The sequence below is a fragment of the Vreelandella sp. EE27 genome, from assembly GCF_968206495.1.
This window is the reverse complement of sequence record NZ_OZ309109.1, coordinates 2,452,802-2,478,261: the sequence shown is the minus strand read 5'-3', so window position 1 is coordinate 2,478,261 and position 25,460 is coordinate 2,452,802. Positions and strand designations below refer to the sequence as shown.

Below are 25,460 nucleotides of genomic sequence, written 5' to 3'. Positions count from 1 at the left end.
TGCCGGACGATACGCCAGAGAGGGCACACCATGAGCGATTTTCATCAAAACGGTTTAGTGACGGACTTTCACAACTTGACGCGGCGTCCCGTCGAGGATCTCGAGAGAGACCTGGCTGACTTTGCCAAGCGCCGCCCCATGGGGCTCATTCTACCGTCGCTTTTTTCCGAGCTCGAGGGGCCGGCGCTGTCGGCGATCATCGACGAGCTCAAACACGTTCCCTACCTTGGCGAAATCGTGATCGGGCTCGACCGGGCCGACCGCGAACAGTTCTTGTACGCCCGGGAATTTTTCTCCCGTCTGCCGCAGCATACGCGCATCCTTTGGAATGACGGACCGCGCCTGCGCGCGCTGGACAGCGAACTCGAAGAGCTCGGTCTGGGGGCACTGGAGCCGGGTAAAGGACGCAACGTGTGGTACTGCGCGGGTTATATGCTCGCATCGAACCGCTCGACGGTGGTAGGGCTTCACGACTGCGATATTTTGACCTACGACCGTGGGCTGCTGGCGCGCTTGATGTACCCGGTAGCCCATCCGCGCTTCAACTACAGCTTCTGTAAGGGGTACTACCCGCGTATTGCCGAAGGCAAACTCAACGGCCGCGTTTCCCGGCTAATGGTCACACCGCTTCTACGCGCCCTGAAAACCGTCTGCGGGCCGCTGCCGTATCTGGATTATCTGGACAGCTTTCGCTATCCGCTCTCCGGCGAGTTCGCCATGCGCCGTGACGTGCTGGAAGGCATTCGTATTCCGGCGGATTGGGGGCTCGAGATAGGCGTACTCTCGGAACTTCAGCGTAACTATTCGATGCGCCAGATCTGTCAGGTGGACATCGCCGATGCCTACGACCATAAACATCAGCCGGTCAGCGAAGAAGACGCAAGCGGCGGGCTCAACCGCATGAGTCTGGATATCGCCAAAGCGCTTTACCGCAAACTCGCCACCCAGGGCGTGATTTTCAGCAGCGAGGATTTCCGCACGCTCAAGGCGACTTATTACCGTCTGGCGCTCGATTTGATCGAAGCCTACGACCACGACGCCACCATGAACGGACTGAGTCTTGACCGCCACAGCGAAGAGCAGGCGGTCGAGCTTTTTGCCAGCAACCTGCTGGAGGCGGGCAACCTGTTTCTGGACAACCCACGCGAACGCCCTTTCATCCCCAGCTGGAGCCGCGTCCAGGCCGCCGTACCGGATCTCCTGGCGCGCATGCACGAAGCGGTCGAGTTGGACAACCAGGGCAAGGTCTAGCAAGAACGTATTCCGGCCTAATGGCAAGCGCAGGCTTCAGCGGGTAATTTCTAAAACGTGGCCTCGCCAGCAAGGGAAGGACACGCCTTCCATCGCCCAATAGAATGGGGCGCCTGAGATAGGCTCATCCACCGTAGGAGCAGGCTTTAGCCAGCGATGCCGCGCAAAGCGCGGCTGGGGTCGATGTCAGAAAAAGGCTGGCCTGAAGAGGCCAGCCTTGTGAGCGACAGGCGTTAGAAGTCGCTGGAGGGGGCGCTGGTGCTGGGCAGGCGCTGTACCGTTTGCGGCGCGGCGTCGTGGATACGAAAGTGCGTTACCCGGTCACGCAGCTCCATGCTGAGCTGGGCCAGCGCTTGGGTGGCGTGGTTGCTCTCCTGAACCAGCCCGGCGTTTTGCTGGGTCATCTGATCCATCTGAGTGACCGCTTCGTTGACCTGCTCGATACCGCTGCTTTGTTCCTTGGTCGCCGCCGCGATCTCCTGTACCAACGTGCTGAGCTGCTGAATATCGCCAACCACGCTGCTGATGACATCGCCGGTATCGCGTACCTGCTGGCTACCGCCGGTCACTTTCACGCCGGAGTCTTCGATCAGTTTCTTGATCTCCTGCGCCGCCGCAGCTGAGCGGCTGGCCAGCTGGCGCACCTCGTTGGCTACCACGGCAAACCCGCGGCCCTGCTCGCCGGCGCGGGCGGCCTCGACCGAGGCATTGAGCGCCAGAATATTGGTCTGAAACGCGATGCCGTCGATCGTGTCGACGATGCTGCTCATCTGCGACGAGCTTTCGTTGATGGCATCCATCGTGCTGACCACGTTGGTCATGGCGTCGCTGCCGCGCTGGGCGTTGGAGGCCGTGGAGGCGGCCAGTTGACGCGCGTGGTCGGCGTGCTCGGCGTTTTGCTTCACCGTCGCCGTCAGTTCTTCCATGCTCGAAGCGGTTTCGGCAAGCGAGGCGGCCTGCTGCTCGGTGCGCGTCGAAAGCTCTTCGTTGACGCCCACGATCTGCTCGACCCCGCTGTTGACCTGGTCGGCGCCCTGGTGAATCCCGCCAATCGTATCCGCCAGGTTTTCCCGCATACGGTTGATATTGAACAGTAAGCTGTGTTGATCCGAGCGGGCAAGCGTGGTGCTGCGGGTCAGGTCACCATCGGCAATATGGCTGACCACGTTGGCGGCATAGCGCGGGTCACCCCCCAGCCGGCGTCCCACATCGCGAATGATCCAGCCCATTAAAAGCGCCACGGGCAAGCCGATAATGAGAAAGGCGATCAGCGACTGAATCAGGTTGCTAATAAAATCCGCGTTGATGTCATCGGTATAGATGCCCGCGCCATAGGCCCAGCCCCAATCAGGTAAGTAAGCGAAATAGCTGATTTTGGGAAACTGGTCGTCACCCTCATCGATGCGGCGCGAATAGTACTCGACGTGGCCGCCGCCGGACTTGGCCGCCTCCATGAAGGCGCTGTAGAGATACATGCCGCGACTGTCCTGGAAGCTACTCATATCGTCGCCCCGTTCACGCCTGGGGTGCGCGACGATATCGAGCTGCTCGTCGAAAGCGAAGATATACTCGCCGTCGCCAAAGCCGGCGTTGACGATGCTCTCGATTGCGCGCTGCTGCGCCTGCTCGCGGGTGAGCTCGCCGCTGGCGGCCCGCGCTTGAAGTGATTCCAACTGGGAACCCAGACTCTCGACTACCTGCTGGATACTGGTGCGCCGCTCCTCCTCCATGGTTTGTCGAGTATCCCAGCTAAGCCAGCCCACCAGGGCCAGCATGGCAAAGCATATGATGGCCAGTACGCCCCACAGTCTTTGGTTCAACGTTAATCGTGTCATGGTGTTCCCGGTTTGGTTTTATTTAAAACAAGCACCTTCAGATACGATGCTCTATATCGGCGGAAACCGGCGGAGCATTAATAAAAAAAACCGCTTGCAGAGCAAGCGGATGATGGGGGGCGGGGTGCGTCGTATTCCGAGTTATAGTGAGCGCGCCTCAAGGCGCCTCACTGCCCATCATGTCGATCAAGCGCTCCTCGCTTGGCAACCCCTCGATACGATCAAGGCGGATATGGCCGTCCTCGGTTTCGCGCTGGAAAGCGCTGGTCGGGGTGGCGTTCAGGCCAAGCGCCTCGAAGAGCTGGTTATTGGTGTAGACCTGCTCCTCGATCGCGATCGCCTGGGCGCTGGCCTCGATAGGCTCGCCTTCGCTATGCGCTTTCAAGGCCGCCGACGGGTCGTCGGCGGCGAGCAGCGTGGCGGCCAGCGCCGGGCTGTTGGGCGCCAATATACCGACCATGATGTGGCGAAGCTGGACCTCGCCGGCCTCGACCCAGGGGCGGGTTTGGCGCCAAAGCTGCTTGCAGTAGCGACAGTTGGCATCGGTAAACATGTAGACCGTCCTGGGCGCTTCGCGGTCGCCATCCTGAATCCAGTGGCTCTGCACAAGGCTTTGCCAGGTCTGCGCTTCCAACGGTACGCGCACAGAAGCCTCAAGCTGATCTTCGGTGACATTTTCGCCCTGGCGATCCATCATCGTGCCGATAATGGCGTGCTCGCCATCCGGCGTCAGGTAGATGATCATTTCCTGACCTGGCGTGCTGGCGCCAAAGCCGGTAAGCCCGCCAGGGGCTTCGAAGCGTTCGTGAATCATGACGCCCTGATCGCGCAGCGCCTCGATGGGAGCGGGCAGTTCTGAGGCAACGCCAGGTGTCGCCCCCAGGCCTGCGCTTGCAAGCGCGGTGAGCAGTGATTTTTTAAACGTGACCGGCATGGGGGTAGTGGCCTCAAGGGAGTGGGTCGTCGTGCAGCGCAGGTCGAGCGGTTCAACCCCCTTCGCGCACCAGCCAGCGAACGGCGTAGGGTGGCAGGGCTTTTTCCGGTACCCAGGCCTGCTCGCTATCGAGTGTTCGCCAGGTGTGCCGGTCGAGGGTGTCTGTCAGCGTCTCACCGGCCTCTTCGAGCGGGGCGGGCTTGTCGGTCACGTTGAAAAGCGCCAGCAAGGTTCTACCATCTCGAAGCGGGCCGCGCTCGATGGCCAGTACGTTGTCGCTTGTCGCGATAACGCGCTGGGCGGCGCCCGGATGAAAGCATGGCTCTGAGCTGCGCTGCTTCAAAAATTCGCGTAGCGCAAAGAATATATCATGGGTCGGCGTTGTCGGGCTTTCCAGCAACAGCTCCAGCTCATCGAGCGCCCAGTGGTGACGGTTGATCGAGCGTAGCCGTCCGCTCCGTTCTACGCCCTCGACGTCGTTGAGCGAGCCGGTCAGGGTGTGGATGTAGAGCGCGGGAATCCCTTGAAGCGTGAGCATGATCGCCTGGCTACACAAAAATCGGGCGATCTGCCAGGGGTCCGGTCCGCGGCGGGTGCCGCGCATTGCCTCGAACCAGGTGATGTTGATCTCGTAGGCCGTGTCGCTGCCGTCCGGGTTACTGCGCATGCTGACAAAACCGCCGAAGCGGTGCATCAATTCAAGCAAAGCGTCGCGCTCGTGATCGGGTAACAGGCCCTCCAGCGGGCGCACGCCGATGCCGTCGTGGCTCGCGGTAAAGTTCAAGTAGGTGCAGTTGTCCGGAAGCGTGGGCAGGCTTGCAAGCCAGGCCTGTAGCGTCGAGGTTTCACCCCGGGTAAGGGTGTGCAATAAAAGTGGCGGCAGGGCGAACTGATACACCATGTGCGCCTCATCCGCGGTTTTCACGGGCTCTGTTGCATCCGGCAGTAGCCGCTCGAGGCCGAAGTAGCTGATGTTCTCCGCGTGGGGCACGTTGGTTTCGGTGATCAACAGCGTCCCCGGGGCCACCTCGTCGACGATCGCGCGCAAAAGGCGCACCACGGTATGGGTTTCGGGCAGGTGGATGCAGTTCGTGCCCAGGCGTTTCCATAAAAACGCCACGGCGTCGAGGCGGATGATGCGAATACCCTGCAGTAGATAGAAAAGCAGAATGCCCACGAATTCGAGCAGGACATCCGGGTTTTCGAAGTTCAGATCGATCTGGTCGTCGGAAAAGGTCGCCCACAGGTGGCGCGTGCCGCGCCGGGTGGCCACGGGCACCAAAAGCGGACTACTGCGTGGCCGGGTCACCTGGGAGACATCCGTCTGCGGGTCGGCCTCGATAAAGAAATCGCGCCCGGGCAGGCTCCCGGTCAGGTAGTCGACGAACCAGAGCGACTCCCGGGAGACGTGGTTGAGTACCAAATCGCCCATGAGGTCGAAGTGGTGGGCAATCTCGCGAATATGCGACCAATCGCCGAGCTCGGGATTGACCTCCCGGTAGTGAATGACCGAGAAGCCGTCATCGCTGCTCCAGGGAAAGAAGGGCAGTACGTGCACGCCGCTAATGCAGTCGCCCAGGCGGTTGCGTAAAAAATCGCTGAGCACGGTAAGGGGAGGCTGGTCCTCGGCGGTGATCGAGTCGCCATAGCTGATCACCCACTGATCCCTTTCGCTCCAAAGTGGTGCGCCGGGAGGGGCGTCATTCACCCGGGCAACCGGCGTGCCGTCCTGGCTTTCGCCCCTTGCCCGGGCGTCGGCGTAGTACGCCAGGTGCTGGTTGATTCGCCGGACGACCTCGTCCGCGCGGTGGCCATAAAGGTGGGTCAAATAGCGGTGAAGCGTTTGCTCGAAAGGCGTCATGGCGCGTCCTCTTGTGATAGCTGTAACAAACGCTGCAGCTTGTGTGCCAAATCGTTACAATGCTAGGTTATGGCCGCATCGATATAAAAGGCGGCGACCCCTGCATATCGAACGAACCCTTGTGGGGCTATTCAGTAAGCCTTTAAAAAATCTGTTTTTAAAGGCCTGCTTTTAAACGGCTCTTGTTCGATAGCGTGGCGTTTTAAAAACGCGCTCAGGCGGCACAACGTTATTACTGCTCTAACCATAGGTTGACGGCCATGCATTGCCCTTTTTGTGGTGCTAATGATACTCGAGTCACCGACTCGCGCCTGGTGGCAGACGGCGACCAGGTGCGGCGGCGGCGCCAGTGCGCCAGCTGCCAGGAGCGCTTTACCACCTACGAAACCGCGGAGCTCATCATGCCCCGGGTGGTAAAATCCGACGGCTCCCGTGAAAGTTTCAACGAGGCCAAGCTGCGCGCCGGCATGCTGCGCGCGCTGGAAAAGCGCCCGGTCAGCGCCGAGGCCATCGAAGCGGCGGTCGAGCGCATTCGCCAGCAATTGCGTGCTCAAGGCGAGCGGGAAGTGAACGCCTGGGATATTGGCGAGGCGGTCATGAAAGCGCTGAGCGGGCTCGACCAGGTCGCGTACATCCGCTTTGCTTCGGTTTATCGCAAATTTCAGGATCTGGACGAGTTTCGCGCCGAGATCGACCGGCTGGCGCAAAGCCCTAAAGAGGCCTCCAGTGCTACGCCGGCAGGCGCTGATAATGAAACGGCAAAGCCTGGCGGAGAATCCTGATGAGCACGGCCTTTTCCCCCCGCGACCACGTCTATATGGCAAGAGCTCTCACGCTTGCCAAAAAGGGCCTTTACACCACTGACCCCAACCCGCGAGTGGGCTGCGTGATCGTTCGCTACGATGACGTAGGCGCCGAGGACGAAGGGCGCGTGGTAGGCGAAGGCTTTCACGAGCGAGCGGGCGAGGCCCACGCGGAAGTGCATGCCCTGGATGCTGCCGGCGACAGCGCCCGCGGGGCGACCGCCTACGTCACGCTGGAGCCTTGCTCTCACGTAGGCCGCACGGGCCCCTGCGCCGATGCCCTGGTCAGCGCCCAGGTAGCCCGGGTGGTGATCGCCATGGTCGACCCCAACCCGCAGGTCAGCGGCCAAGGGGTCGAGCGCTTGGAAAAGGCGGGTATCAAGGTCGAGACCGGGCTTTTGGCGTCCGAGGCCCAGGCGCTCAATCCGGGGTTTATCTCGCGTATGCAGCGCGGGTTGCCGTTCGTGCGCTTGAAAATGGCCATGAGTCTGGATGGGCGCACCGCCATGGGCTCGGGGGAGTCGCAGTGGATTACCGGGCCCGAGGCGCGCCGCCAGGTACAGCGGCTACGCGCGCGTTCGAGCGCCATTTTGAGCGGCGTCGAGTCGATCATTTTGGATGATGCGCGCCTGACCCTGCGCGCCGAACAGCTCGGCCTCGACAACGGCGAGCTAGCCGCCGCCCGCCAGCCGCTTCGCGTGATCATGGACTCGACGCTGCGCCTGCCGCTGGCCGCGGCCTGTCTACAAGAGCCCGGCCAGACCCTGGTGATCACCACCGAGCAGCACAGCGAAGAGAAGCGCCGTAAACTGGAAGAGGCGGGCGCGCACATTCACGTGATGCCCGCTTTCGCGGCGGGCAGGGTGTCGCTTTCCGATATGCTGAGCTATTTGGCCTGCGAGTACGATGTCAACGAAGTGCTGGTAGAAACCGGCGCGACCCTGGCCGGGGCACTGCTCGACGCGCGCCTGGTCGACGAGCTGCAGCTTTTTGTCGCGCCCACGCTTTTGGGGGGCGAAGCGCGGCCGCTTTTCGCGCTGCCCGGGCTTACCGAAATGGCCCATCAAAAGCGCCTGGATATTCAGGATATCCGGGCGGTAGGGGAGGATTGGCGCATTATTGCCAAACCCCGCGATCTCGAGACCTGCGGTAACGCCGACTAAATCGAGCGCGCGTTGAGAGGCGCTGACCAAAGGTTGGCGCTGGTGGCGAACGCGCTTAAACCTGGCGCGCGCGGGTCAGCCAAGGTACCCTTGCGCGCAAAATCGCACATAGTGCGGCTACTGTTTGGGAGATTCCATGGTGCACGCCTGTTCAGAGGGACTATCCCCGATTGCCGATCTGGTCGAAGATATCCGGCAGGGCAAAATGGTGATCCTCATGGATGATGAGGATCGCGAAAACGAAGGCGATATCATTATGGCGGCTGAAAAGGTTCAGCCCGAGCATATCAACTTCATGGCGCGCCACGCCTGCGGGCTGATCTGTATGCCCATGACGCGCGAGCGCTGCGAGCGGCTGGACCTGCCCTTGATGGTGGGTAAAAACGGTTCCGGTTTCGGTACCAAGTTCACGCTCTCGATCGAGGCCCGCGAAGGCGTGACGACCGGTATCTCGGCGGCGGATCGCGCCCGCACCGTACAGGCCGCGGCGGCCCCCAACGCGAAAGCGGCGGATATCGTGCAGCCCGGGCATATCTTCCCGTTGATGGCGGAGCCGGGCGGGGTGCTGCGCCGCGCCGGGCACACCGAGGCGGCCTGCGATCTGGCGGCGCTTGCCGGGTGTGACCCGAGCGGCGTGATCTGTGAGATCATGAACGACGATGGCAGCATGGCGCGCCGCCCCGAGCTCGAGGCGTTCGCCAACACCCACGGTATCAAGATGGGCACCATCGCCGATCTGATTCACTACCGCATGGTCAACGAGCAAACCGTCGATCTAATCGAAACCACGCCGGTATCGACCACTCACGGCGAGCTGACGCTGCACGTGTTTCGCGACCGCCTGCAGGGCAGCCACCACTTGGCGCTGGTCAAGGGTCGCCCCGTCCCGGAAGAGATCACCACGGTGCGCGTTCACCTGGCCGATACGCTGCGCGACGTGCTGGGGCTGACGCAGGCGTCGTCCTATCGCTGGCACGCGCACCGGGCACTCGATGAGATCGCCACGGCCGAGGCGGGCGTGCTGGTATTGATCGACGAAGGGTATCCGGCGCAGGATCTCAAGGATCAGTTGGAGCTGTTTTTGGGCCGCGTACAGCCACCGCGCACCAGCGACTCCGACGGCTCCGGTAATTACATGACCATTGGTACAGGCTCGCAGATTCTGCGCCATCTGGGCGTAGGCAAGATGCGCCTTCTCAGTTCGCCGTGGAAATTTTCAGCGCTTTCCGGGTTCGATCTGGAAGTCGTCGAGCTCGTAGGCCCCGAAAGCGGCACTGAACCCACGTCTTGATAGATGATTAAGTAGGATTAAATAGATGCAATCCCTTTCGCAAGTTGAAGGCAGTTTTGTCGATGTCGACGGCCGCTACGTGATCGTGGTCGGGCGTTTCAACCACCATGTGGTCGATAGCCTGGTCGAAGGCGCCGTAGACAGCCTGACGCGCCACGGCGTCGACGCTGACAATATTCATATCGTGCACGTGCCCGGCGCCTGGGAGCTTCCTCTGGCGGTCAAGCGGGTACTCAAAACCATCAAGCCCGAGGCGGTGATTGCGCTGGGCGCGGTGATTCGTGGCGGTACGCCGCACTTTGAGTACGTGGCGGGCGGCTGCAACACGGCCATCAACCATCTTCAGCTCGAGTTCGATACCCCCATCGCCAATGGCGTGCTGACCGTGGAGTCCATCGAGCAGGCAATCGAGCGCGCCGGCACCAAGGCGGGTAATAAAGGCACCGAAGCGGCCATGGCCGCCATGGAAATGGTGTCGCTGCTGCGCGCGCTACCCCTCGGAGAGCGTTCATGAGCGAGCGTCAGCCAAGCGCTGCCCAGCAGGCGCGCCGTGCCGCCCGAGAACTGACCGTGCAGGCGCTTTACCAGTGGGAAATGACCGGCAAGTCGGCCTCCACCGTGGAGGCCGAGTTTCGTAGCCAGCTCGCCGACGACGACCTGGAAGACCACGAAAACTGGGTCATGGTGATGCAGATCGCCGACAAGGCGCTGTTTCACACCCTGTTTCACGAAACCGTGCGTCACAAAACCGAGCTCGATCGCGAAATTTCCACACTACTGGATCGCCGCCTGGAGGATCTGGATGCGGTGGAGCTGGCCATTCTGCGCCTGGGCGCCTATGAGCTTGCCAAGCGCCCGGAAGTGCCTTATCGCGTGGCGATCAATGAAGGCGTCGAGCTGGCCAAGTCCTTTGGCGCCACCGATGGCCACAAATACGTTAACGGCATTCTCGATAAGCTGGCCAACCGCTTACGCAGTGCCGAGGTAAGCGCTCGCCGGCTTTAAGGCGAGTTCGCTTGGATCGCGTCAAGGGGCCCCATGTGTTTGGCGAATTCGAACTCATTGAACGGTTTTTAAAACCCGCACCCACGCTGGCTGGCAACAGCGGTGTGGCGCTGGGCTGCGGTGACGATGCTACCTTGCTAACGCCCCAGCCGGGCTGTCAGCTGGCGGTGAGCGTCGACACATCGATCGTTGACGTTCACTTCCCCGCCGATGCCCCGGCCGAGGCTATCGGCCACCGCGCGTTAGCGGTGGCCTTGAGCGACCTGGCCGCCATGGGCGCCAGGTCGCGCTGGTGCATGATGGCGCTGAGTCAGCCCCAAAACGCTTTTCGCGACGCCTCTGATGCCACCCGCTGGTACCAGGCCTACGCCCAGGGCTTTCATGCGCTTTGCGACCAGCATCGAACGGCGCTGGTGGGCGGCGATGTCACCGCCGGTGCGCTGAGCATTAGTGTGACCGTCATGGGCGAGGTACCCGGTCACGAGGCACTCACCCGCGCCGGTGCCAGCCCCGGCGACCTCATCGCCGTGACCGGGGTGCTGGGTGGCGGCGCCGGCGGGCTTTATATGTGGCAGCAGGGTGAGCGCGACATGGCGCATCCACTTTTGCAGCGCTATCTTCTGCCGACACCGCAGTTGGAGGCGGGTATCGCGCTGCGCGGGCTTGCCAGCAGCGCGCTGGATATTTCGGATGGCCTGCTGGCCGACCTGGGTCATCTGCGCCGGGCCTCCGGCGTCGGGGCCGAGCTTTACCCCGAGGCGCTGCCCAAAGCCTGCGGGCTGGAAGAGGCCCTGGGAGACGGCGCGCTGCAGGCCATGCTAAGTGGCGGCGATGACTACGAACTGTTGGTGACGCTTGCGCCGGGCAATTTAGCGAAAGCCGAGCAGGCGCTGGCGCAGATTGGCGTAGCGCTCACCGTCATTGGGCGCTGTAGCGATACGCCCGGGGTACGTGGCGTCGATGCACAAAGCGCCCAAGGGTGGCAGCATTTCAACGAGGAAGCGCCATGAACCAGGCACCTTCGAGCGTTTGGCGCCGCCCGACCCACTTTTTTGCCTTTGGCCTGGGCAGCGGCATGGTGCCCTGGGCGCCGGGCACCTTTGGCACCCTCGCCGCCATTCCGTTTTACTGGATCATGGCGGATCTGCCGCTGGGCTGGTACTTGAGCCTGGTGTTCGTGGCCTTTGTGGTCGGTGTCTGGCTTTGCGATAAAACTTCCCACGATCTGGGCGTTCACGACCACTCCGGCATCGTCTGGGACGAGTTCGTCGGCTACTGGATCACCATGGCCGCCGTGCCGTTCTCCTGGGAGGCCGCGCTTTGGGGGTTCATCGTCTTTCGCATCTTCGATGTCTTCAAACCCTGGCCGATTCGCTGGGCCGACCGGCGCGTGGCAGGCGGCTTTGGCATCATGATCGACGACGTCATGGCCGGTATCTACGCCTGGAGCACCATGCACCTGTGGTTCTGGCTGCACTGAAACGCCCGCTACGCTATAGCGGCGGCGGGCGGTCGCGTTCAAGGATGTTATCGCGGCGGTATTTGCTTTAGCGTAGTGGGCAATGCGCCTTGAGCCGGGCGTCAATCTTGGGCTATCCAGGGAGATGGCATGCGTAAGGAACGTCTTATTGTGCCGGTCATCGTGGTGGCGGCGCTTGTCTGGGCCGTCGCTCAGCTGGTTTCGAGTATTCTTTTCGAGCGCAGCTTGAGCCAGGCGCTGGAAGACCTGGAGGCCCGCGGCGAGTGGCGGGTAAGTCGCAGCGAAAGCCGCCAGGGCTGGCTGACCTCCCGGGGGCGGGTGCTGCTTTCACCGCTTTTGGGCAGGCCCTGGCAGCTTGCGCTGACCTACGATGCCCGTCACGGGCTTTTGAGCACCGATGTCGAAGGTACCCTAGTACCTAGACTGGACAGCGCGCTGCAAAAGGCGGTCGGTGAGGTATCCGCGCTTTCGCTGCCGCGTTGGGAAGGGCGCTACCATACCTGGAGTGGTAAGAGTGAGCTACGCCTGGCGCTGGCGCCTTTCGTCATTCAGCAAAACGGCCGGGAGCTCGATGTGCGCGGCGCCCGCCTGCGCCTGGAAGGCGTGTTTGGCGACTGGCGTTTGCGCGCGCTGTTCGACCAGCTTACGCTAAGTGACGGCCAGGCTTACCTTTCGTTTGGCCCCACCACCCTTGAAAGCCGCTACACCTATATCGAAGACGCCTACCATTTCGCCCAGCGCGACCACCTGCACATCGACACCACCACGCTCTACTACCCGGGCTACGAGGTCCAGGCTGCGCCCATCGACCTGCAAAGCTACATGGTGCTCGATGAAAGCGAGCTGCGCTTGCAAGGCAGCCTTTCCGTGGGCGATGTACGCGTGCCCAGCGAAGCCCCGGATACCCCGCTACTGAGCGGTGAAATCGAAGCGGAGCTTTCGCGGCTCAACGCCGACGCCGTGCGCCAAATCATTCGCCGCATCCGTCAAGAGGCGGCCTGGGGCGACACGGACCGGCCCATGGCCGAAGGCTTCATGACCCGACTGGAGCCAGAAGTGCTTCATCTTCTAAGCGACTCGCCCCGGCTCGACGTTACCCGCATTGCCCTCGAGAGCCCGCTATTGGGTATTACCGTCGACGCGGACGGGGCGCTGTTTTTCGATGGTCGCCGGCTCGAGCCGCTCAGCCTGGCCGGGCTTGGCGATGCCCAGGCGCGTAGCCGTTGGAAGGAAAGAATCGACGGCGACTTCGTTTGGTACGATGCGCCGACGGTCGCCGCGCTGTGGCTGGGGCTTCCGCTCGGCACGCGGGAGCTTCAGTTCGACGTGATTCGCGGCAATTGGCGGGTGAACGGCCGCCCCATACCCGAGCTTTGGCCCCAGTAGGCGCCTTTTCGCCGGCTTGTCTTGTAAAGCGAACCGGGAGTCAGTAAGGCAAAAGGGTTCTAAGGTCCAAGGGTTGAAGTTTCCTCGCTCTGCCCACATTCCATGGGTAATACCAGGCGGCGCTACCGCCAGTCCCACCTATGGAGGCCGCATGAGCGACCAGGATCATCAACACGACAGCGATTCACCGGTTTGGTTGACCGACGACGAACCCGGCGGCAACGACGGTGTGAAAGACGGCGAACAGCGCTCGGACGGCGAAAAGGCTCATTCGCTGGTGTCGGCCAGTGAAATGCTGCCGGAGCGCATCTACATTCTGCCTATCCATAACCGGCCTTTCTTTCCTGCTCAAGTCCAGCCGCTGGTGATCAACAAGGAGCGCTGGGAAGAAACCATGCGCCGGGTAGGCAACACCCCGCATCACACGCTCGGCGTCGCTTTTGTCGGCGAGCAGGGTGTGGATGAACTCGACGAGTCGAGCTTCCCGGAAATGGGCACCGCCGTTCGGGTTCACAAGCTCAAAAGCGAAGACCAGCAGATTCAGTTCATCGCCCAGGGCGTGCGTCGCTTCAAGATCCAACGCTGGCTCTCGAAAGAGCCGCCGTATCTGGTCGAGGTGAGCTACCCCAAAGAGCCCGTGGATGCCGAGGATGAAGAGACCCGTGCCTACGCCATGGCGATCATCAACGGCATCAAGGAGCTTCTGCCGATCAACCCGCTCTACGGGGAGGAACTCAAGCACTACCTCAACCGGTTTAGCCCCAACCAGCCGGGTCCGCTCACCGACTTTGCGGCAGCCATTACCTCGGCCAAGGGCCCTGAACTCCAGGATGTCTTATCGACCCTGCCGGTGGCGGATCGTATGCACAAGGTGCTGCCGCTGCTGCGCAAGGAGATCGACGTTGCCAAGCTGCAAAGCGAGATCAGCGAGCAGGTCAATGCCCAGATGCAGGACCGCCAGCGCGAGTTTTTCCTGCGTGAGCAGCTCAAGGTCATTCAGCGCGAGCTGGGCATCTCCAAGGACGACCGCGAAAACGATGTCGACACTTTCCGCGACCGCCTGAAAGAGCTAAAAGTGCCGGAGCGCGTGCAGCCGCGCATCGACGAAGAGCTCAACAAGCTCAGCGTGCTGGAGACGGGCTCGCCAGAGTACGGCACCACCCGCAACTATCTCGACTGGCTCACCTCGCTGCCCTGGGGGATCACCAGTCAGGACAAGCTGGATTTGACCCACGCCCGGCAAGTACTGGACCGTGATCACGACGGCCTGGGCGACGTCAAAGAGCGTATCGTCGAGTTTCTCGCCGAGGGCACCTTCAAGGGCGACGTGGGCGGCTCGATCGTACTGCTCGTTGGCCCGCCCGGGGTGGGTAAAACCTCCGTGGGCCGCTCCATCGCCGAGGCGCTAGGCCGCGAATTTTACCGCTTCTCGGTCGGCGGTATGCGCGACGAGGCCGAGATCAAGGGCCATCGACGCACCTACGTGGGCGCCATGCCGGGTAAGCTCGTGCAGGCGTTCAAGGAGGTCAAGGTCGAAAATCCGGTCATCATGCTCGATGAAATCGACAAGCTCGGCCAGTCCTTCCAGGGCGACCCGGCCTCGGCGCTTTTGGAAGTGCTCGACCCGGAGCAAAACGTCGACTTTCTCGATCACTACCTCGATGTGCGCATGGACCTTTCCAAGGTGCTGTTCGTATGCACGGCCAACACCCTGGACTCTATCCCGGGGCCGCTTCTGGACCGCATGGAGCAGATTCGCCTCTCCGGCTATATCGCCGAAGAGAAAATGGAGATCGCCAAGCACCACCTCTGGCCGAAACTGCTCAAGCGCAACAACCTGCCCAAAAAGCGTATCAACCTGACCGATGCCGCCCTCAAGCAGGTCATCGAAGGCTACGCCCGGGAAGCCGGCGTGCGTCAGCTCGAAAAGCAGCTTCACCGCATCGTGCGTAAATCCACGGTCAAGCTACTCGAAGAGCCAGAAGAGGTCGTCAAGATCTCGGTCAAGAACCTCGAGGAGTTTCTCGGCGCACCGCTGTTTAGAAAAGAGAAAGTACTCAAGGGCGAAGGCGTGGTCACCGGTCTTGCCTGGACCTCCATGGGCGGGGCAACGCTACCCATCGAGGCGGGCAAGGTGCATTCGCTGGACCGCGGCTTCAAGCTCACCGGTAAGCTGGGTGACGTCATGCAGGAGTCGGCCAATATCGCCTACAGCTATACGCTGGGGCATTTGAAAGAGTATGGCGCCGACCCGACCTTTTTCGATCAGGCGTTTGTGCATCTTCACGTGCCGGAAGGCGCCACGCCCAAGGATGGCCCTTCCGCCGGCGTCACCATGACCACTGCGCTTTTATCGCTGGCCACGAAAAAGGCGATCGACCGGCCGCTGGCCATGACCGGTGAGCTAACGCTGACCGGCCAGGTGCTACCGGTAGGCGGTATTCGCGAAAAAGTAATCGCCGCCCGGCGCAGCGATATTTTCGAGGTGATTCTGCCCGAGCCCAACCGCCGCGACTACGACGAGTTACCCGATTACTTGAAAGAGGGAATGACCGTACACTTCGCTAATCGATATAAAGATGTTGCGAATATCGTATTCAAGTAATCACTAGCAGTCAGGTTGAGCTTCAATGCGCCACTCTATAAAAGAGTGGCGTTTTTTTTGCCTATTCTTCGAATTAAAACTTGGAGGGTGCTGGATAATGACAATATTCGATTCTTTTTAACAATTGTTGACGGGACCTCAAGGTGCGAAACAACCAACCTGTGACTCAAAAAGAGTACGTGCTCGATGACGAAACCGTACTGATATCCCGTTCCGATTTGGAAGGAAACGTTACCTACGCAAGCGCGGCCTTTGTCAAAGTCAGCGGCTATTCGCGGGACGAATTGATGGGCTCGCCCCACAACATGATCCGTCATCCGGATATGCCCGAAGCGGCGTTTCGCGATTTCTGGCACACCATCAAGGCCGGTAACACCTGGCAAGGCCTCGTTAAAAACCGGCGTAAAAACGGCGATCACTATTGGGTGAACGCCACGGTAGCCGCGCTTCGCGATGGCGACCGTATCGTGGGCTACACCTCGGTGCGCCGCAAGGCCGCGCCGGCTGATATCGCATTGGCCCAAAAAGTGTACGCCGAGATGCGCGACAAGGGTAAGTCCCGCGGCTATCAGGTCAAAAGAGGGACGATACAGCGTAAAGGCGCACTGGGGCTGATCAGCCGTTTTCAGTTGGGTAGCTTGAAAGCCAAGCTCACCGGGATGGTGCTGATAGCGCTGGTGCTACTGGGGTTGGCAGGGGGGCTGGGCGCCATGGGCCTGGTCAAGGCAGGCGAGCGGCTGGATTTGCTCAACCACTCAGGGCTTCAATCCATCGCAAGCCTACAAAATATCGAGCGGCGCATCGGCCAGGCGGTCGAGCTCGTAGAGCCCGCCGTGCGTAACCCTCGCCGCGCGGATCTGGAGGAGCTCTCGTCCACTGTTGATGCGTATTTGCAGGAGATCCAGTCCCAGTGGTCGGCATATCTCGACTATGACGACATGCAGCACCCGAGTGTGCAGGCATTCGATGAGGCCCTTGCGCAGTGGACCCTGGGGCTCACCCAAACGATGGACGCCCTGAGCGAGGCTAGCGGGTTTGCCGCCTTTGAAGCGTTCAACGATATCGTGGCGCCCACCACCGAGTCGATTCGCACGCTCAGCACTCAGTTGGTCGATGACAAGCGCATCGAGGCCACCGCCATGGTGGAAGAAGCCCGCCAGGAGCGTGAGCAAAGGCTGCTCGCCCAGCTGCTGCTGATGGTGGTGGGGCTTGTGGTGATGGTGGGACTGAGCATTCTTATTTTGCGGTCGATATTCAAAGGGCTGGAAGGCGCGCGCTATATGACCTTTCAGGTAGCCGCCGGTAATTTGGCGGCACGTAACCAGCTGCGCAGCGGCGATGAGCTGGGCGATCTTGCCTACTCGCTGGATACCATGCGCTTTAGCCTGGCCGCCCTGGTCGGCGAGGTCGAAAACCGGGTGTCCGTGGTGACCCCGGCCGTCGAGCAGATCGCCCAGGATAACGACAATCTCTCTCAGCGAACCGGGCAACAGGCCTCGGCGCTTGCCCAGACCGCGTCCAGCATGGTGGAGATGACCACCACCGTTGCGCAGAATACCGAAAACGCCCGCCAGGCAAGCCAGTTGGCCGGGCAGAACGCCAGCAGCACGCGGGATACCCGCCACCAGATGGAGGAGTTGGTCGAGCGCATGCAGCGCATCGCGCAAAGCGCGGAGAAAATGACCGAGATGATCGGCGTGATCGACGGTATCGCGTTCCAGACCAATATCCTCGCGCTGAACGCCTCGGTCGAGGCGGCAAGGGCCGGCGAGCACGGCCGCGGCTTCGCCGTGGTGGCCAGCGAAGTGCGCAACCTGGCCGGGCGTAGCGCCAACGCCGCTCAGGAAATTCGCCTCATGATCGCCAGCGCCACCCAGGAAGTAGACGGCGGACGCACCGCGGTTCAACAGGCGGAAAGCTCGATCGAGAACGTCATGCAGCAGGTCAGCCAGGTCAGCGAGCTAATGGCCTCGATCACCAGCGCCTCGGACGAGCAGAGTAGCGGCATCGGCCAGATCAACGGCGCCATCGCCGAAATGGACAGCACCACCCAGCAAAACGCACACAAGGTCCAAATGATCGCCGAGTCCGCCGATAATCTGGCCATAGAGGTGTTCGAGCTGGCCAACGTCGTGGATGCCTTCCGACTCAAGGGCGCCCAGGAAGAGAACATCCAGGCATCCATCGAAAAGCTCGCGCGAGTCAACCAGGCACTACAAAAGTCAGCGCCCGCGCTCACTACCTATTAACCCCTACAGATGACGGCTGCCACCATCCCCTGTAGGAGCCCAATTCATTGGTGGTCCGACACATCGGCGATGGTGGCGTTAGCCGCCCTTCGGTGGTGAAGGCACTGCAGGTTGCCATCCCCACCAACCCCGGCAGCGCGTTGCGCTGCATCGCTGGCTGAAGCCTGCTCCTACAAAGGGCGGGTGCCACGGTCTATTGTAGGAGCCCAATTCATTGGGCGATGGCGGCGTTAGCCGCCCTTGGGTGATGAAGGCATTGTAGTTTGCCATCACCACCAACCCCGGCAGCGCGCAGCGCTGCATCGCTGGCTGAAGCCTGCTCCTACAAATGATGGTTGCCACTGTCTATTGTAGGAGCCCAATTCATTGGGCGATGGAAGGCGACAGCCTTCCCTTACTGGCGGCGCCCGCTAAAGCAAATCCATGGCATCTTCACGCTTCTCGTCACGAAGCTTGTCGCGGGCGATATAAAGCGCGGCAATCGCACGGGCTTCGTGGAAATCCTCGCGCATCAAAAGCGCCGGTAAGTCCTCGAGGGCGTGAGTCTCGACGACCAGGGGCTCGGGTTCGTCGCCGGGGAGTCGCTGCTCATAAAGGTCGGTGGCCATGACCACCTGTATGCGGTGGTGCATGTAGTTGGGCGCCAGCGACAGCTCAATGAGCGGCTCCAGGCGGTGAGCCCCTACGCCGCACTCTTCCATCAACTCGCGGTTGGCCGCGCCGATCACGTCTTCCCCCGGGTCCACCAACCCCTTGGGCAGGGTCAGCGCGTACTCTTCGAAACCGGCGGCGTACTCGCGTATCAACAATACGTGGTCCGGGTCCGGCATGGCCACGATCATCACCGCCGCGTGGTCGGTGCCGGTCAAGCGCTCGAACCGGCGCTCTTCGCCGTTGGAAAAGCGCAAATCCAGCGCTTCGATATGGAAAAGGCGGCTTTTCGCCACGCTTTCCCGCGCCAGAATATGTGGCTTGACCGGGTAGCCCGAAAGCGTCGTTTCCTGCGCGTTGGCATCCGGTTGAGTCGGGTCGGGGCGAGGGGAGTCGGATCTGGACATAAGGGCCTCCATGGCTCGAAAAAACGCCTTGGGCTACAATAGCACGCTTACCGTTTCAACACCGGAGTGGCCATGATTGATTGGCGCGAGATCGATACCGTCTTGCTGGACATGGACGGCACGCTGCTGGATTTGCACTTTGATAGCCACTTCTGGCTCGAGCACCTGCCCAGGCGCTACGGCGAGCTACACAAGCTCGATGAGGTCACCCAGAACGAGCTGCGCGAACGCATCATCGGCGAGCAGGGTACGCTCAACTGGTACAGCCTGGCCTACTGGAGCCGCGAGCTCGATGTGGACGTGGTCGAGTTGAAGCGAGAAGTCCAGCATTTGATCGGCCTGCGCAGCGACGCGCTGGATTTTCTCACCTGGCTCAAAAGTGCCCACCCGCGAGTGGTGCTGGCCACCAACGCCGACCGCGCCAGCCTGGCGCTAAAACTGCCGCTCACGGGGTTGGAAAAGTATCTCGACGCCATCATCTCTTCCGAAGATGTGGGGGCTGCGAAAGAGGAGCAGGCGTTCTGGTTTGCGCTACAAGAGCGCGAGCCCTTCGATCCGGCCCGCACCCTGTTTATCGACGACAACCCGCGCGTGCTCGAAAGCGCCCGGGAGTTCGGTATCAAATACCTGATGGGCATCAAGCAGCCCGATAGTCAGCGTCCCGAAAAAGAGCTGCAGGAATTCATCGCCCTGGACCGATTTGCCCAGCTGCTACCAGGCGATACCCCCACGCAGTAAGGAGAGCCTCAATGAGCGACAGCGTTCGGCTGGATAAATGGCTGTGGGCCGCACGGTTTTTCAAGACCCGGGCACTGGCCAAAAAAGCCATCGAAGGTGGCAAGGTGCACTACAACGGTGACCGCGTTAAGACCAGCAAGAATGTCGAGGTCGGCGCGCTGATCCGTGTACCCCAGGGGTGGGATATCTACGAGGTCGAAGTGCTCACCCTGTCGGGCCAGCGCCGCGGCGCCCCGGAGGCGCGTACGCTCTACAGCGAAACCCAGGAGAGCGCAGAGCGCCGCGCCAAGGAAACCGAAGCCCGCCGCCTCAATAACGAAGTGATGCAGCATCCGTTAAAGCGCCCGGATAAAAAACAGCGCCGCGAGATTCAGCGCTTTCAGCGTAATCAGGGCGAGTAAATCTCCCCCTCAATGTCCCCCAATTTTTTTCGATGGTCCCCTATGTCTGATCAAATCCAACGCTTTATGTTCGACCACACCAACGTGCGCGGGGAGATCGTAAGCCTCGAGTCGGCCTATCACGAGGTGCTCAGCCGCCACGCCTACCCGGAGGCGGTCAACACGCTGCTGGGCGAGCTGCTGGCCGCCGTGGCGCTGTTGACCGATACGGTCAAGCTCGACGGCACGCTGAGTATCGAAGTACGTGGCCAGGGCGATCTTTCGCTACTCATGGCCGAATCCAACCCCGGTGGCGAGCTGCGCGCCATTGCCAGGCTCAACGAAGAGGGCGCGCTTCCCAGCGAGAGCGCCGGTTTTCGCGACCTGGTCGGTGAGGGCCAAATCATCATTACCCTCGACCCCAAAGAGGGCAAGCGCTACCAGGGGATCGTCGGTCTCGAACACGAAACCCTCGGCACCTGCCTGGAGGCGTATTTCAGCCAGTCCGAGCAGTTGCCTACCCGGCTTTGGTTGGCCGCCGATGGCAAAACCGCCGGCGGGCTTTTACTCCAGCGCCTGCCGGACGCCTCGCAAAATCAGGACGTGGACGCCTGGGAGCGCAGCGTACACCTGGCCGAAACGATCAAAACCGAGGAAATCCTCGGGCTCGAGCAGCGCGAAGTGCTCTACCGGCTTTACCACGAAGAGACCGTGCGCGTGTTCGAGCCCAAGGAACTGCGCTTTGGCTGCACCTGCTCGCGCGAGCGCATGAGCTCTTCGCTTCACTCGCTGGGCGAAGCCGAGCTCAAGGATATTCTGGCCGAGCAGGGCGAAATAGAGACCCAATGCCACTTCTGCCACACGAAATATCACTACACTGCGGCACAAATCGAAGCGCTCATCGACGATCCGGACGGTCCCGCGCCGGTCATCCACTAATTATGTAGTCGCCAAGGCGTTGCCGGTATTTAAAGACCATACACGCTTAACCCATGCAGGCCTTGGGGTATAGCACTAAAGGCAAACAAGTGTTTGAAAAATTACCGCAGCGCAGCACGAAAAAGCCCGTCGTTGTAGTAGTTTAACTACAAAATGATTGTCCCAAGCCCCCGTTTCACGGGGGCTTTCTTTTTGCCATAATGCGCCGGTCTTCAGCGCCCGGCCCGCTTGTGTAGCGGCTGGGAGAACCTTTCCAGCGCAAAAAGAGGCCCACGTCTTTTGCGCTTGTAACGAGAAACGGCTTCAAGCCCAGGAACTGACATGACCACGACTCAAGCCGCTCCCCAAGCCCACGTCAACCTCAGCAGCGCCGAACTGGTCGAGCGCGCCGTGGCCCGTGGTGAAGGCCGCCTTTCTGCAGACGGCGCCTTGGTGGTGAATACCGGCGAGCGCACCGGGCGCTCCCCCAAGGACCGCTTCATCGTCGATGAGCCCTCCACGCGAGACAGCATCAATTGGGGCAGCGTCAACCGCCCCTTCGACGCCGAAAAGTTCTCTGCACTGTGGGCGCGGGTGGAAGCGTATTTGGGCCGTGAAGAGCACTTCGTCGCCGAGCTGCACGTGGGCAGCGACGCGACTCATTACCTGCCGGTACGGGTCACAACCGAAACCGCCTGGCAGAACCTGTTCGGGCGCACCATGTTCGTGCGCCCGGAGACCTACAACCCGGCGAGTAAAGAGGCCTGGACGATTCTCAACGCCGCGGGTTTCGAGTGCGAACCCGGCCGCGACGGTACTAACTCTGATGGCACCGTGATCATCAACTTCGCCGAGAAAAAAGTGCTGATCGCCGGCATGCGCTACGCCGGCGAGATGAAAAAAGCGATGTTCTCGGTACAGAACTTCCTGCTGCCCGACGCCGATGTGCTCCCCATGCACTGCTCCGCCAACGTGGGTGAGGACGGCGAAACCTGCCTGTTCTTCGGTCTTTCCGGTACCGGTAAAACCACGCTCTCCGCCGACCAGGGCCGCTACCTGATTGGCGATGACGAGCACGCCTGGGGCGACGACATCGTCTTCAACATGGAAGGCGGCTGCTACGCCAAGTGCATCGATCTTTCCGAGAAGAACGAGCCGGTCATCTGGAACGCCATTCGTTTCGGCACCGTGCTTGAAAACGTGGTGCTCGACGACCGCCGCGTACCCGACTACGCCGACGATAGCCTGACCCAGAACTCTCGCGCCGCCTACCCGCTGGAACACGTCGAAAAGCGCGTGGCCAAAAACCTGGCCGGCGAGCCCAACGCCATCGTCTTTTTGACCTGCGACATGTCCGGGGTGCTGCCGCCGGTATCGATCCTTTCCAAGGAAGCGGCGGCGTACCACTTTCTTTCCGGCTACACCGCCAAGGTGGGCTCCACGGAAATGGGCTCGTCTGAGGGCCTGGCCGCGACGTTCTCTACCTGCTTCGGCGCGCCGTTCTTCCCCCGCCCGGCCCGCGAGTACGCCGATCTTCTGATCAAGCGTGTCGATAAAAAGGCCGCCCAGGTGTACCTGGTCAACACCGGCTGGACCGGTGGCGCCTATGGTGAAGGGGGCGCGCGTTTCTCGATCCCGACTACCCGCGCGATCATCAGCGCCATTCAGTCCGGCGTACTGCGCGATATCGAAACCCAGCACATCGATGGCCTTAACCTCGACGTACCCACCGCGGTGCCGGGCGTGGATTCGAGCCTTCTAAACCCCCGCGACACCTGGCAGGATCAAGGCGCGTTCGATCATCACCAGCGCGAACTCGCCACCAAATTCGTCGAGAACTTCAAAAAGTTCGAAGGCGTCAGTGATGCCATCATCAAGGCAGGCCCGCAGTTGAGCTGAACGGTTTGATCACTACCTCAAAGGCAGCGCGAAAGCGCTGCTTTTTTTATGGGCGGCCGGGTAAGGTGCCAGGGCCCGCTGGATGGGCGGTATTGGCTGAACCGCGCCGCTCGTGCCACCGACAATTCATGCCAGCCTAAAACGTTTGTGGTACCTTGTCGGCATTTGAAATGGCATGAGTTAGTGGCACGTATGGATGTGAATCAACGTATTATTTCGCGTTTAGCGGACGAGCTGAGTGTCAAGGCGCAGCAAGTCAGCGCCACGGTAGCGCTACTGGACGAAGGCGCGACCGTGCCCTTTATCGCCCGCTACCGTAAAGAGGTCACCGGGGCGCTGGACGACAGCCAACTGCGCCAACTCGACGAGCGCCTTCGCTACCTGCGCGAGCTCGAAGAGCGCCGCGGTGCGGTGCTTGCCGCCATCGACGAGCAGGGCAAGCTCGATGATGCCTTGAAGGCGAGCATCGACGCCGCCGAAACCAAGCAGCGCCTCGAAGATTTATACCTGCCCTACAAGAAAAAACGCCGCACCAAGGCTCAGATCGCCCGCGAAGCCGGGCTCGAGCCGCTGGCCGACGCGCTGTTGGCCGACCCCACGCTAAACCCTGAAAGCGAGGCGCAAGGGTATCTTCGCGCCGCGGACGGCGATATTGCCGCCATCGAAGATGCCAAGGCGGCGCTTGACGGCGCCAAGCAGATTCTCATGGAGCGCTTCGCCGAAGACCCGGAGCTGATCGGCCGACTGCGTGAGCGGCTTTGGGACGAAGGTCAACTCAGCGCCCGCATGCTCGATGGCAAAGCGCAGGAAGGTGCCAAGTTCTCCGATTACTTCGAGCACGACGAAAAGCTCGCTAAAGTGCCGTCCCACCGGGCGCTTGCCATGTTCCGTGGGCGTAACGAAGGCGTGCTGAGTTTGGCCATCCGCCTGCCCGGCGAAGACGAAGCCCCGATTCACCCGGCCCAGGTCGCCATCGCCAAGCAGGTGGGCGTTCAAGATCAGGGCCGCCCGGCCGATAAATGGCTGAGCGAAGTGGTGCGCTGGACCTGGCGGGTCAAGCTTTACACGGCGCTCGAAACCGAGCTGCTGGGCCGGCTTCGCGAGCAGGCCGAGCAGACCGCCATCGATGTCTTCGCGGCCAATTTGAAGGATCTACTGCTGGCCGCGCCGGCGGGGCAGAAGGTCACGCTGGCGCTGGACCCGGGCCTGCGTACCGGCTGCAAGGTCGCCGTGGTCGATGCCACCGGGCAGTTCGTGGACCAGGCGACGATTTACCCTCACGCGCCGCAAAACCGCTGGACCGAGTCGCTCGCAGAGCTCACCAGGCTCATCAAACGCCATAACGTCGAGCTGATCGCGGTAGGTAACGGCACCGCCAGCCGCGAAACCGACAAGCTGGCCGGCGAGCTGGTCAAGGCGCTGGGCACCGAGCAGCGCCTGAGCAAGGTCATGGTGTCCGAGGCGGGCGCGTCGGTTTATTCGGCCTCCGAGTACGCTTCCAAAGAGCTGCCGGATCTGGACGTTACGGTGCGCGGCGCGGTGTCGATTGCCCGGCGCCTGCAGGACCCGCTCGCCGAGCTGGTCAAGATCGAGCCGAAATCGATCGGTGTGGGCCAGTACCAGCACGATGTCTCCCAGGTGCAGCTCTCCAAAAGCCTGGAAGCGGTCATCGAAGACTGCGTGAACGCCGTGGGCGTGGATCTCAATACCGCCTCGAGCGCGCTTCTCTCGCGGGTGGCCGGGCTTAGCGCGGTGATCGCGGAGAACATCGTCGCTCAGCGTAACCAGCTCGGCGCGTTCAAAAGCCGTAAGGCGCTGCTGGACGTCAGCCGCCTGGGACCGAAAACGTTTGAGCAGTGCGCCGGCTTTTTGCGTATCAGCAACGCCGAGAACCCGCTGGATGCCAGCGGCGTTCACCCGGAGGCCTACACTCTGGTCGAACGCATCGCCAAGCAGAGCGGGCGCGACGTGAAGGGCCTGATTGGCGATAGCCAAACCCTCAAGGCGCTGAAACCAGCCGAATTCGCCGATGAGCGCTTTGGTGTGCCCACGGTCAGCGATATTTTCAAAGAGCTGGACAAGCCCGGCCGCGACCCGCGCCCGGAGTTCAAGGCCGCGGAATTTCGCGAAGGGGTCGAGAAGCTCAGCGACTTGACCCTTGGGATGGTGCTGGAAGGCACGGTCACCAACGTGACCCACTTTGGCGCGTTCGTGGATATCGGCGTTCACCAGGACGGCCTGGTGCATATCTCGGCGCTGGCCGAAAAGTTCGTCGAGGACCCGCGATCGATCGTCAAGGCGGGGGATATCGTCACGGTGAAGGTGATGAGCGTGGATATTCCCCGCAAGCGGGTCGGGCTCTCCATGCGGCTAAGCGATGAAGTCGAAAGCGAAGGCGCTAGCCAGGAGCTGGGCGATAAAAAAGCGCCTCGGGCGCAAAAGAGCGCCCGCGGTCAGCGCGAAAAGCCCGCCGCCGAGTCCTCCATGGGGGCGCTGGGCGCGGCACTATTAAAAGCGAAGCAGGGCAAATAGTCGCGCGCCTTGAATGTTACGTAGTTTGCGCCATATTCTTGGCTTTATTAAAGGCTAGCCTTAGGGCTACCC

The 25,460-nt window shown here is 61.4% G+C and carries 20 protein-coding genes; 16 read left to right on the top strand and 4 right to left on the bottom strand.

Annotation, left to right across the window (positions count from 1 at the left end; genetic code table 11):
- Positions 1–30: 30 nt before the first annotated feature.
- Positions 31–1,251 carry a glycosyl transferase gene (locus ACWHVV_RS11755; protein WP_447926405.1) on the top strand — a complete coding sequence of 407 codons (1,221 nt, stop codon included), beginning with the start codon at positions 31–33 and terminating at the stop codon, positions 1,249–1,251.
- A gap of 233 nt (positions 1,252–1,484) precedes the next feature.
- Here the strand turns inward: ACWHVV_RS11755 and ACWHVV_RS11750 are convergent, their stop codons facing one another.
- The 3 genes from ACWHVV_RS11750 to ACWHVV_RS11740 form a co-directional block, all read right to left on the bottom strand.
- Positions 1,485–3,086: a methyl-accepting chemotaxis protein gene (locus tag ACWHVV_RS11750; RefSeq protein ID WP_447926404.1), complete on the bottom strand. Its 1,602-nt coding sequence runs from the start codon at positions 3,084–3,086 to the stop codon at positions 1,485–1,487.
- Positions 3,087–3,243: 157 nt separating this feature from the next.
- Positions 3,244–4,020, bottom strand: coding sequence for a thiol:disulfide interchange protein DsbG (gene dsbG, locus ACWHVV_RS11745; RefSeq protein ID WP_447926403.1), 777 nt, complete (start codon positions 4,018–4,020; stop codon positions 3,244–3,246).
- Between the two features lie 52 nt (positions 4,021–4,072).
- The gene (locus ACWHVV_RS11740) at positions 4,073–5,881 is read right to left on the bottom strand and encodes a sugar phosphorylase (protein WP_447926402.1); all 1,809 of its coding nucleotides are present in this window, start codon (positions 5,879–5,881) and stop codon (positions 4,073–4,075) included.
- Positions 5,882–6,141: 260 nt separating this feature from the next.
- Here ACWHVV_RS11740 and nrdR point away from each other — a divergent pair, with 260 nt between their 5' ends.
- From nrdR to ACWHVV_RS11690, 10 genes are all read left to right on the top strand, one after another.
- Positions 6,142–6,663 carry a transcriptional regulator NrdR gene (gene nrdR / locus ACWHVV_RS11735; RefSeq protein WP_447926401.1) on the top strand — a complete coding sequence of 174 codons (522 nt, stop codon included), beginning with the start codon at positions 6,142–6,144 and terminating at the stop codon, positions 6,661–6,663.
- On the top strand, positions 6,663–7,847 hold the full coding sequence (gene ribD, locus ACWHVV_RS11730; RefSeq protein WP_447926400.1) for a bifunctional diaminohydroxyphosphoribosylaminopyrimidine deaminase/5-amino-6-(5-phosphoribosylamino)uracil reductase RibD: 1,185 nt from the start codon (positions 6,663–6,665) through the stop codon (positions 7,845–7,847). Before nrdR ends, ribD begins: the two co-directional genes overlap by 1 nt.
- A 136-nt stretch (positions 7,848–7,983) precedes the next feature.
- A complete protein-coding gene (ribBA, locus tag ACWHVV_RS11725; protein WP_447926399.1) occupies positions 7,984–9,138 on the top strand; it encodes a bifunctional 3,4-dihydroxy-2-butanone-4-phosphate synthase/GTP cyclohydrolase II in 1,155 nt (384 codons plus the stop codon).
- 25 nt (positions 9,139–9,163) lie between these two features.
- Positions 9,164–9,652 (top strand): 6,7-dimethyl-8-ribityllumazine synthase, encoded by a 489-nt coding sequence (ribH, locus tag ACWHVV_RS11720; RefSeq protein WP_447926398.1) that lies wholly within the window; start codon positions 9,164–9,166, stop codon positions 9,650–9,652.
- Positions 9,649–10,143 (top strand): transcription antitermination factor NusB, encoded by a 495-nt coding sequence (gene nusB, locus ACWHVV_RS11715; RefSeq protein WP_447926397.1) that lies wholly within the window; start codon positions 9,649–9,651, stop codon positions 10,141–10,143. Before ribH ends, nusB begins: the two co-directional genes overlap by 4 nt.
- 35 nt (positions 10,144–10,178) lie before the next feature.
- On the top strand, positions 10,179–11,153 hold the full coding sequence (gene thiL, locus ACWHVV_RS11710; RefSeq protein ID WP_447929147.1) for a thiamine-phosphate kinase: 975 nt from the start codon (positions 10,179–10,181) through the stop codon (positions 11,151–11,153).
- Entirely contained in the window at positions 11,150–11,623 is a 474-nt protein-coding gene (locus ACWHVV_RS11705; protein WP_447529235.1) for a phosphatidylglycerophosphatase A family protein, read from the top strand. The genes thiL and ACWHVV_RS11705 overlap by 4 nt, the downstream gene beginning before the upstream one ends.
- Before the next feature lie 129 nt (positions 11,624–11,752).
- Entirely contained in the window at positions 11,753–13,009 is a 1,257-nt protein-coding gene (locus tag ACWHVV_RS11700) for a DUF945 family protein (RefSeq protein WP_447926396.1), read from the top strand.
- Positions 13,010–13,160: 151 nt separating this feature from the next.
- Positions 13,161–15,614 (top strand): endopeptidase La, encoded by a 2,454-nt coding sequence (gene lon / locus ACWHVV_RS11695; protein ID WP_447926395.1) that lies wholly within the window; start codon positions 13,161–13,163, stop codon positions 15,612–15,614.
- A gap of 143 nt (positions 15,615–15,757) precedes the next feature.
- Positions 15,758–17,863 carry a methyl-accepting chemotaxis protein gene (locus ACWHVV_RS11690; protein WP_447926394.1) on the top strand — a complete coding sequence of 702 codons (2,106 nt, stop codon included), beginning with the start codon at positions 15,758–15,760 and terminating at the stop codon, positions 17,861–17,863.
- A gap of 410 nt (positions 17,864–18,273) precedes the next feature.
- Here ACWHVV_RS11690 and nudE read toward each other — a convergent pair whose 3' ends face one another.
- A complete protein-coding gene (gene nudE, locus ACWHVV_RS11685; RefSeq protein WP_447926393.1) occupies positions 18,274–18,921 on the bottom strand; it encodes an ADP compounds hydrolase NudE in 648 nt (215 codons plus the stop codon).
- 72 nt (positions 18,922–18,993) lie between these two features.
- Between nudE and yrfG the strand changes: the two genes are divergently transcribed.
- From yrfG to ACWHVV_RS11660, 5 genes are all read left to right on the top strand, one after another.
- The gene (gene yrfG, locus ACWHVV_RS11680) at positions 18,994–19,659 is read left to right on the top strand and encodes a GMP/IMP nucleotidase (RefSeq protein WP_447926392.1); all 666 of its coding nucleotides are present in this window, start codon (positions 18,994–18,996) and stop codon (positions 19,657–19,659) included.
- A gap of 11 nt (positions 19,660–19,670) precedes the next feature.
- Positions 19,671–20,060 carry a ribosome-associated heat shock protein Hsp15 gene (hslR, locus tag ACWHVV_RS11675; RefSeq protein WP_447529229.1) on the top strand — a complete coding sequence of 130 codons (390 nt, stop codon included), beginning with the start codon at positions 19,671–19,673 and terminating at the stop codon, positions 20,058–20,060.
- A 42-nt stretch (positions 20,061–20,102) separates the two neighbouring features.
- Positions 20,103–20,978 carry an Hsp33 family molecular chaperone HslO gene (hslO, locus tag ACWHVV_RS11670; RefSeq protein ID WP_447926391.1) on the top strand — a complete coding sequence of 292 codons (876 nt, stop codon included), beginning with the start codon at positions 20,103–20,105 and terminating at the stop codon, positions 20,976–20,978.
- 321 nt (positions 20,979–21,299) lie between these two features.
- Entirely contained in the window at positions 21,300–22,856 is a 1,557-nt protein-coding gene (locus ACWHVV_RS11665; RefSeq protein WP_447926390.1) for a phosphoenolpyruvate carboxykinase, read from the top strand.
- A 192-nt stretch (positions 22,857–23,048) separates the two neighbouring features.
- Positions 23,049–25,388: a Tex family protein gene (locus tag ACWHVV_RS11660; RefSeq protein WP_447929146.1), complete on the top strand. Its 2,340-nt coding sequence runs from the start codon at positions 23,049–23,051 to the stop codon at positions 25,386–25,388.
- Positions 25,389–25,460 lie beyond the last annotated feature (72 nt).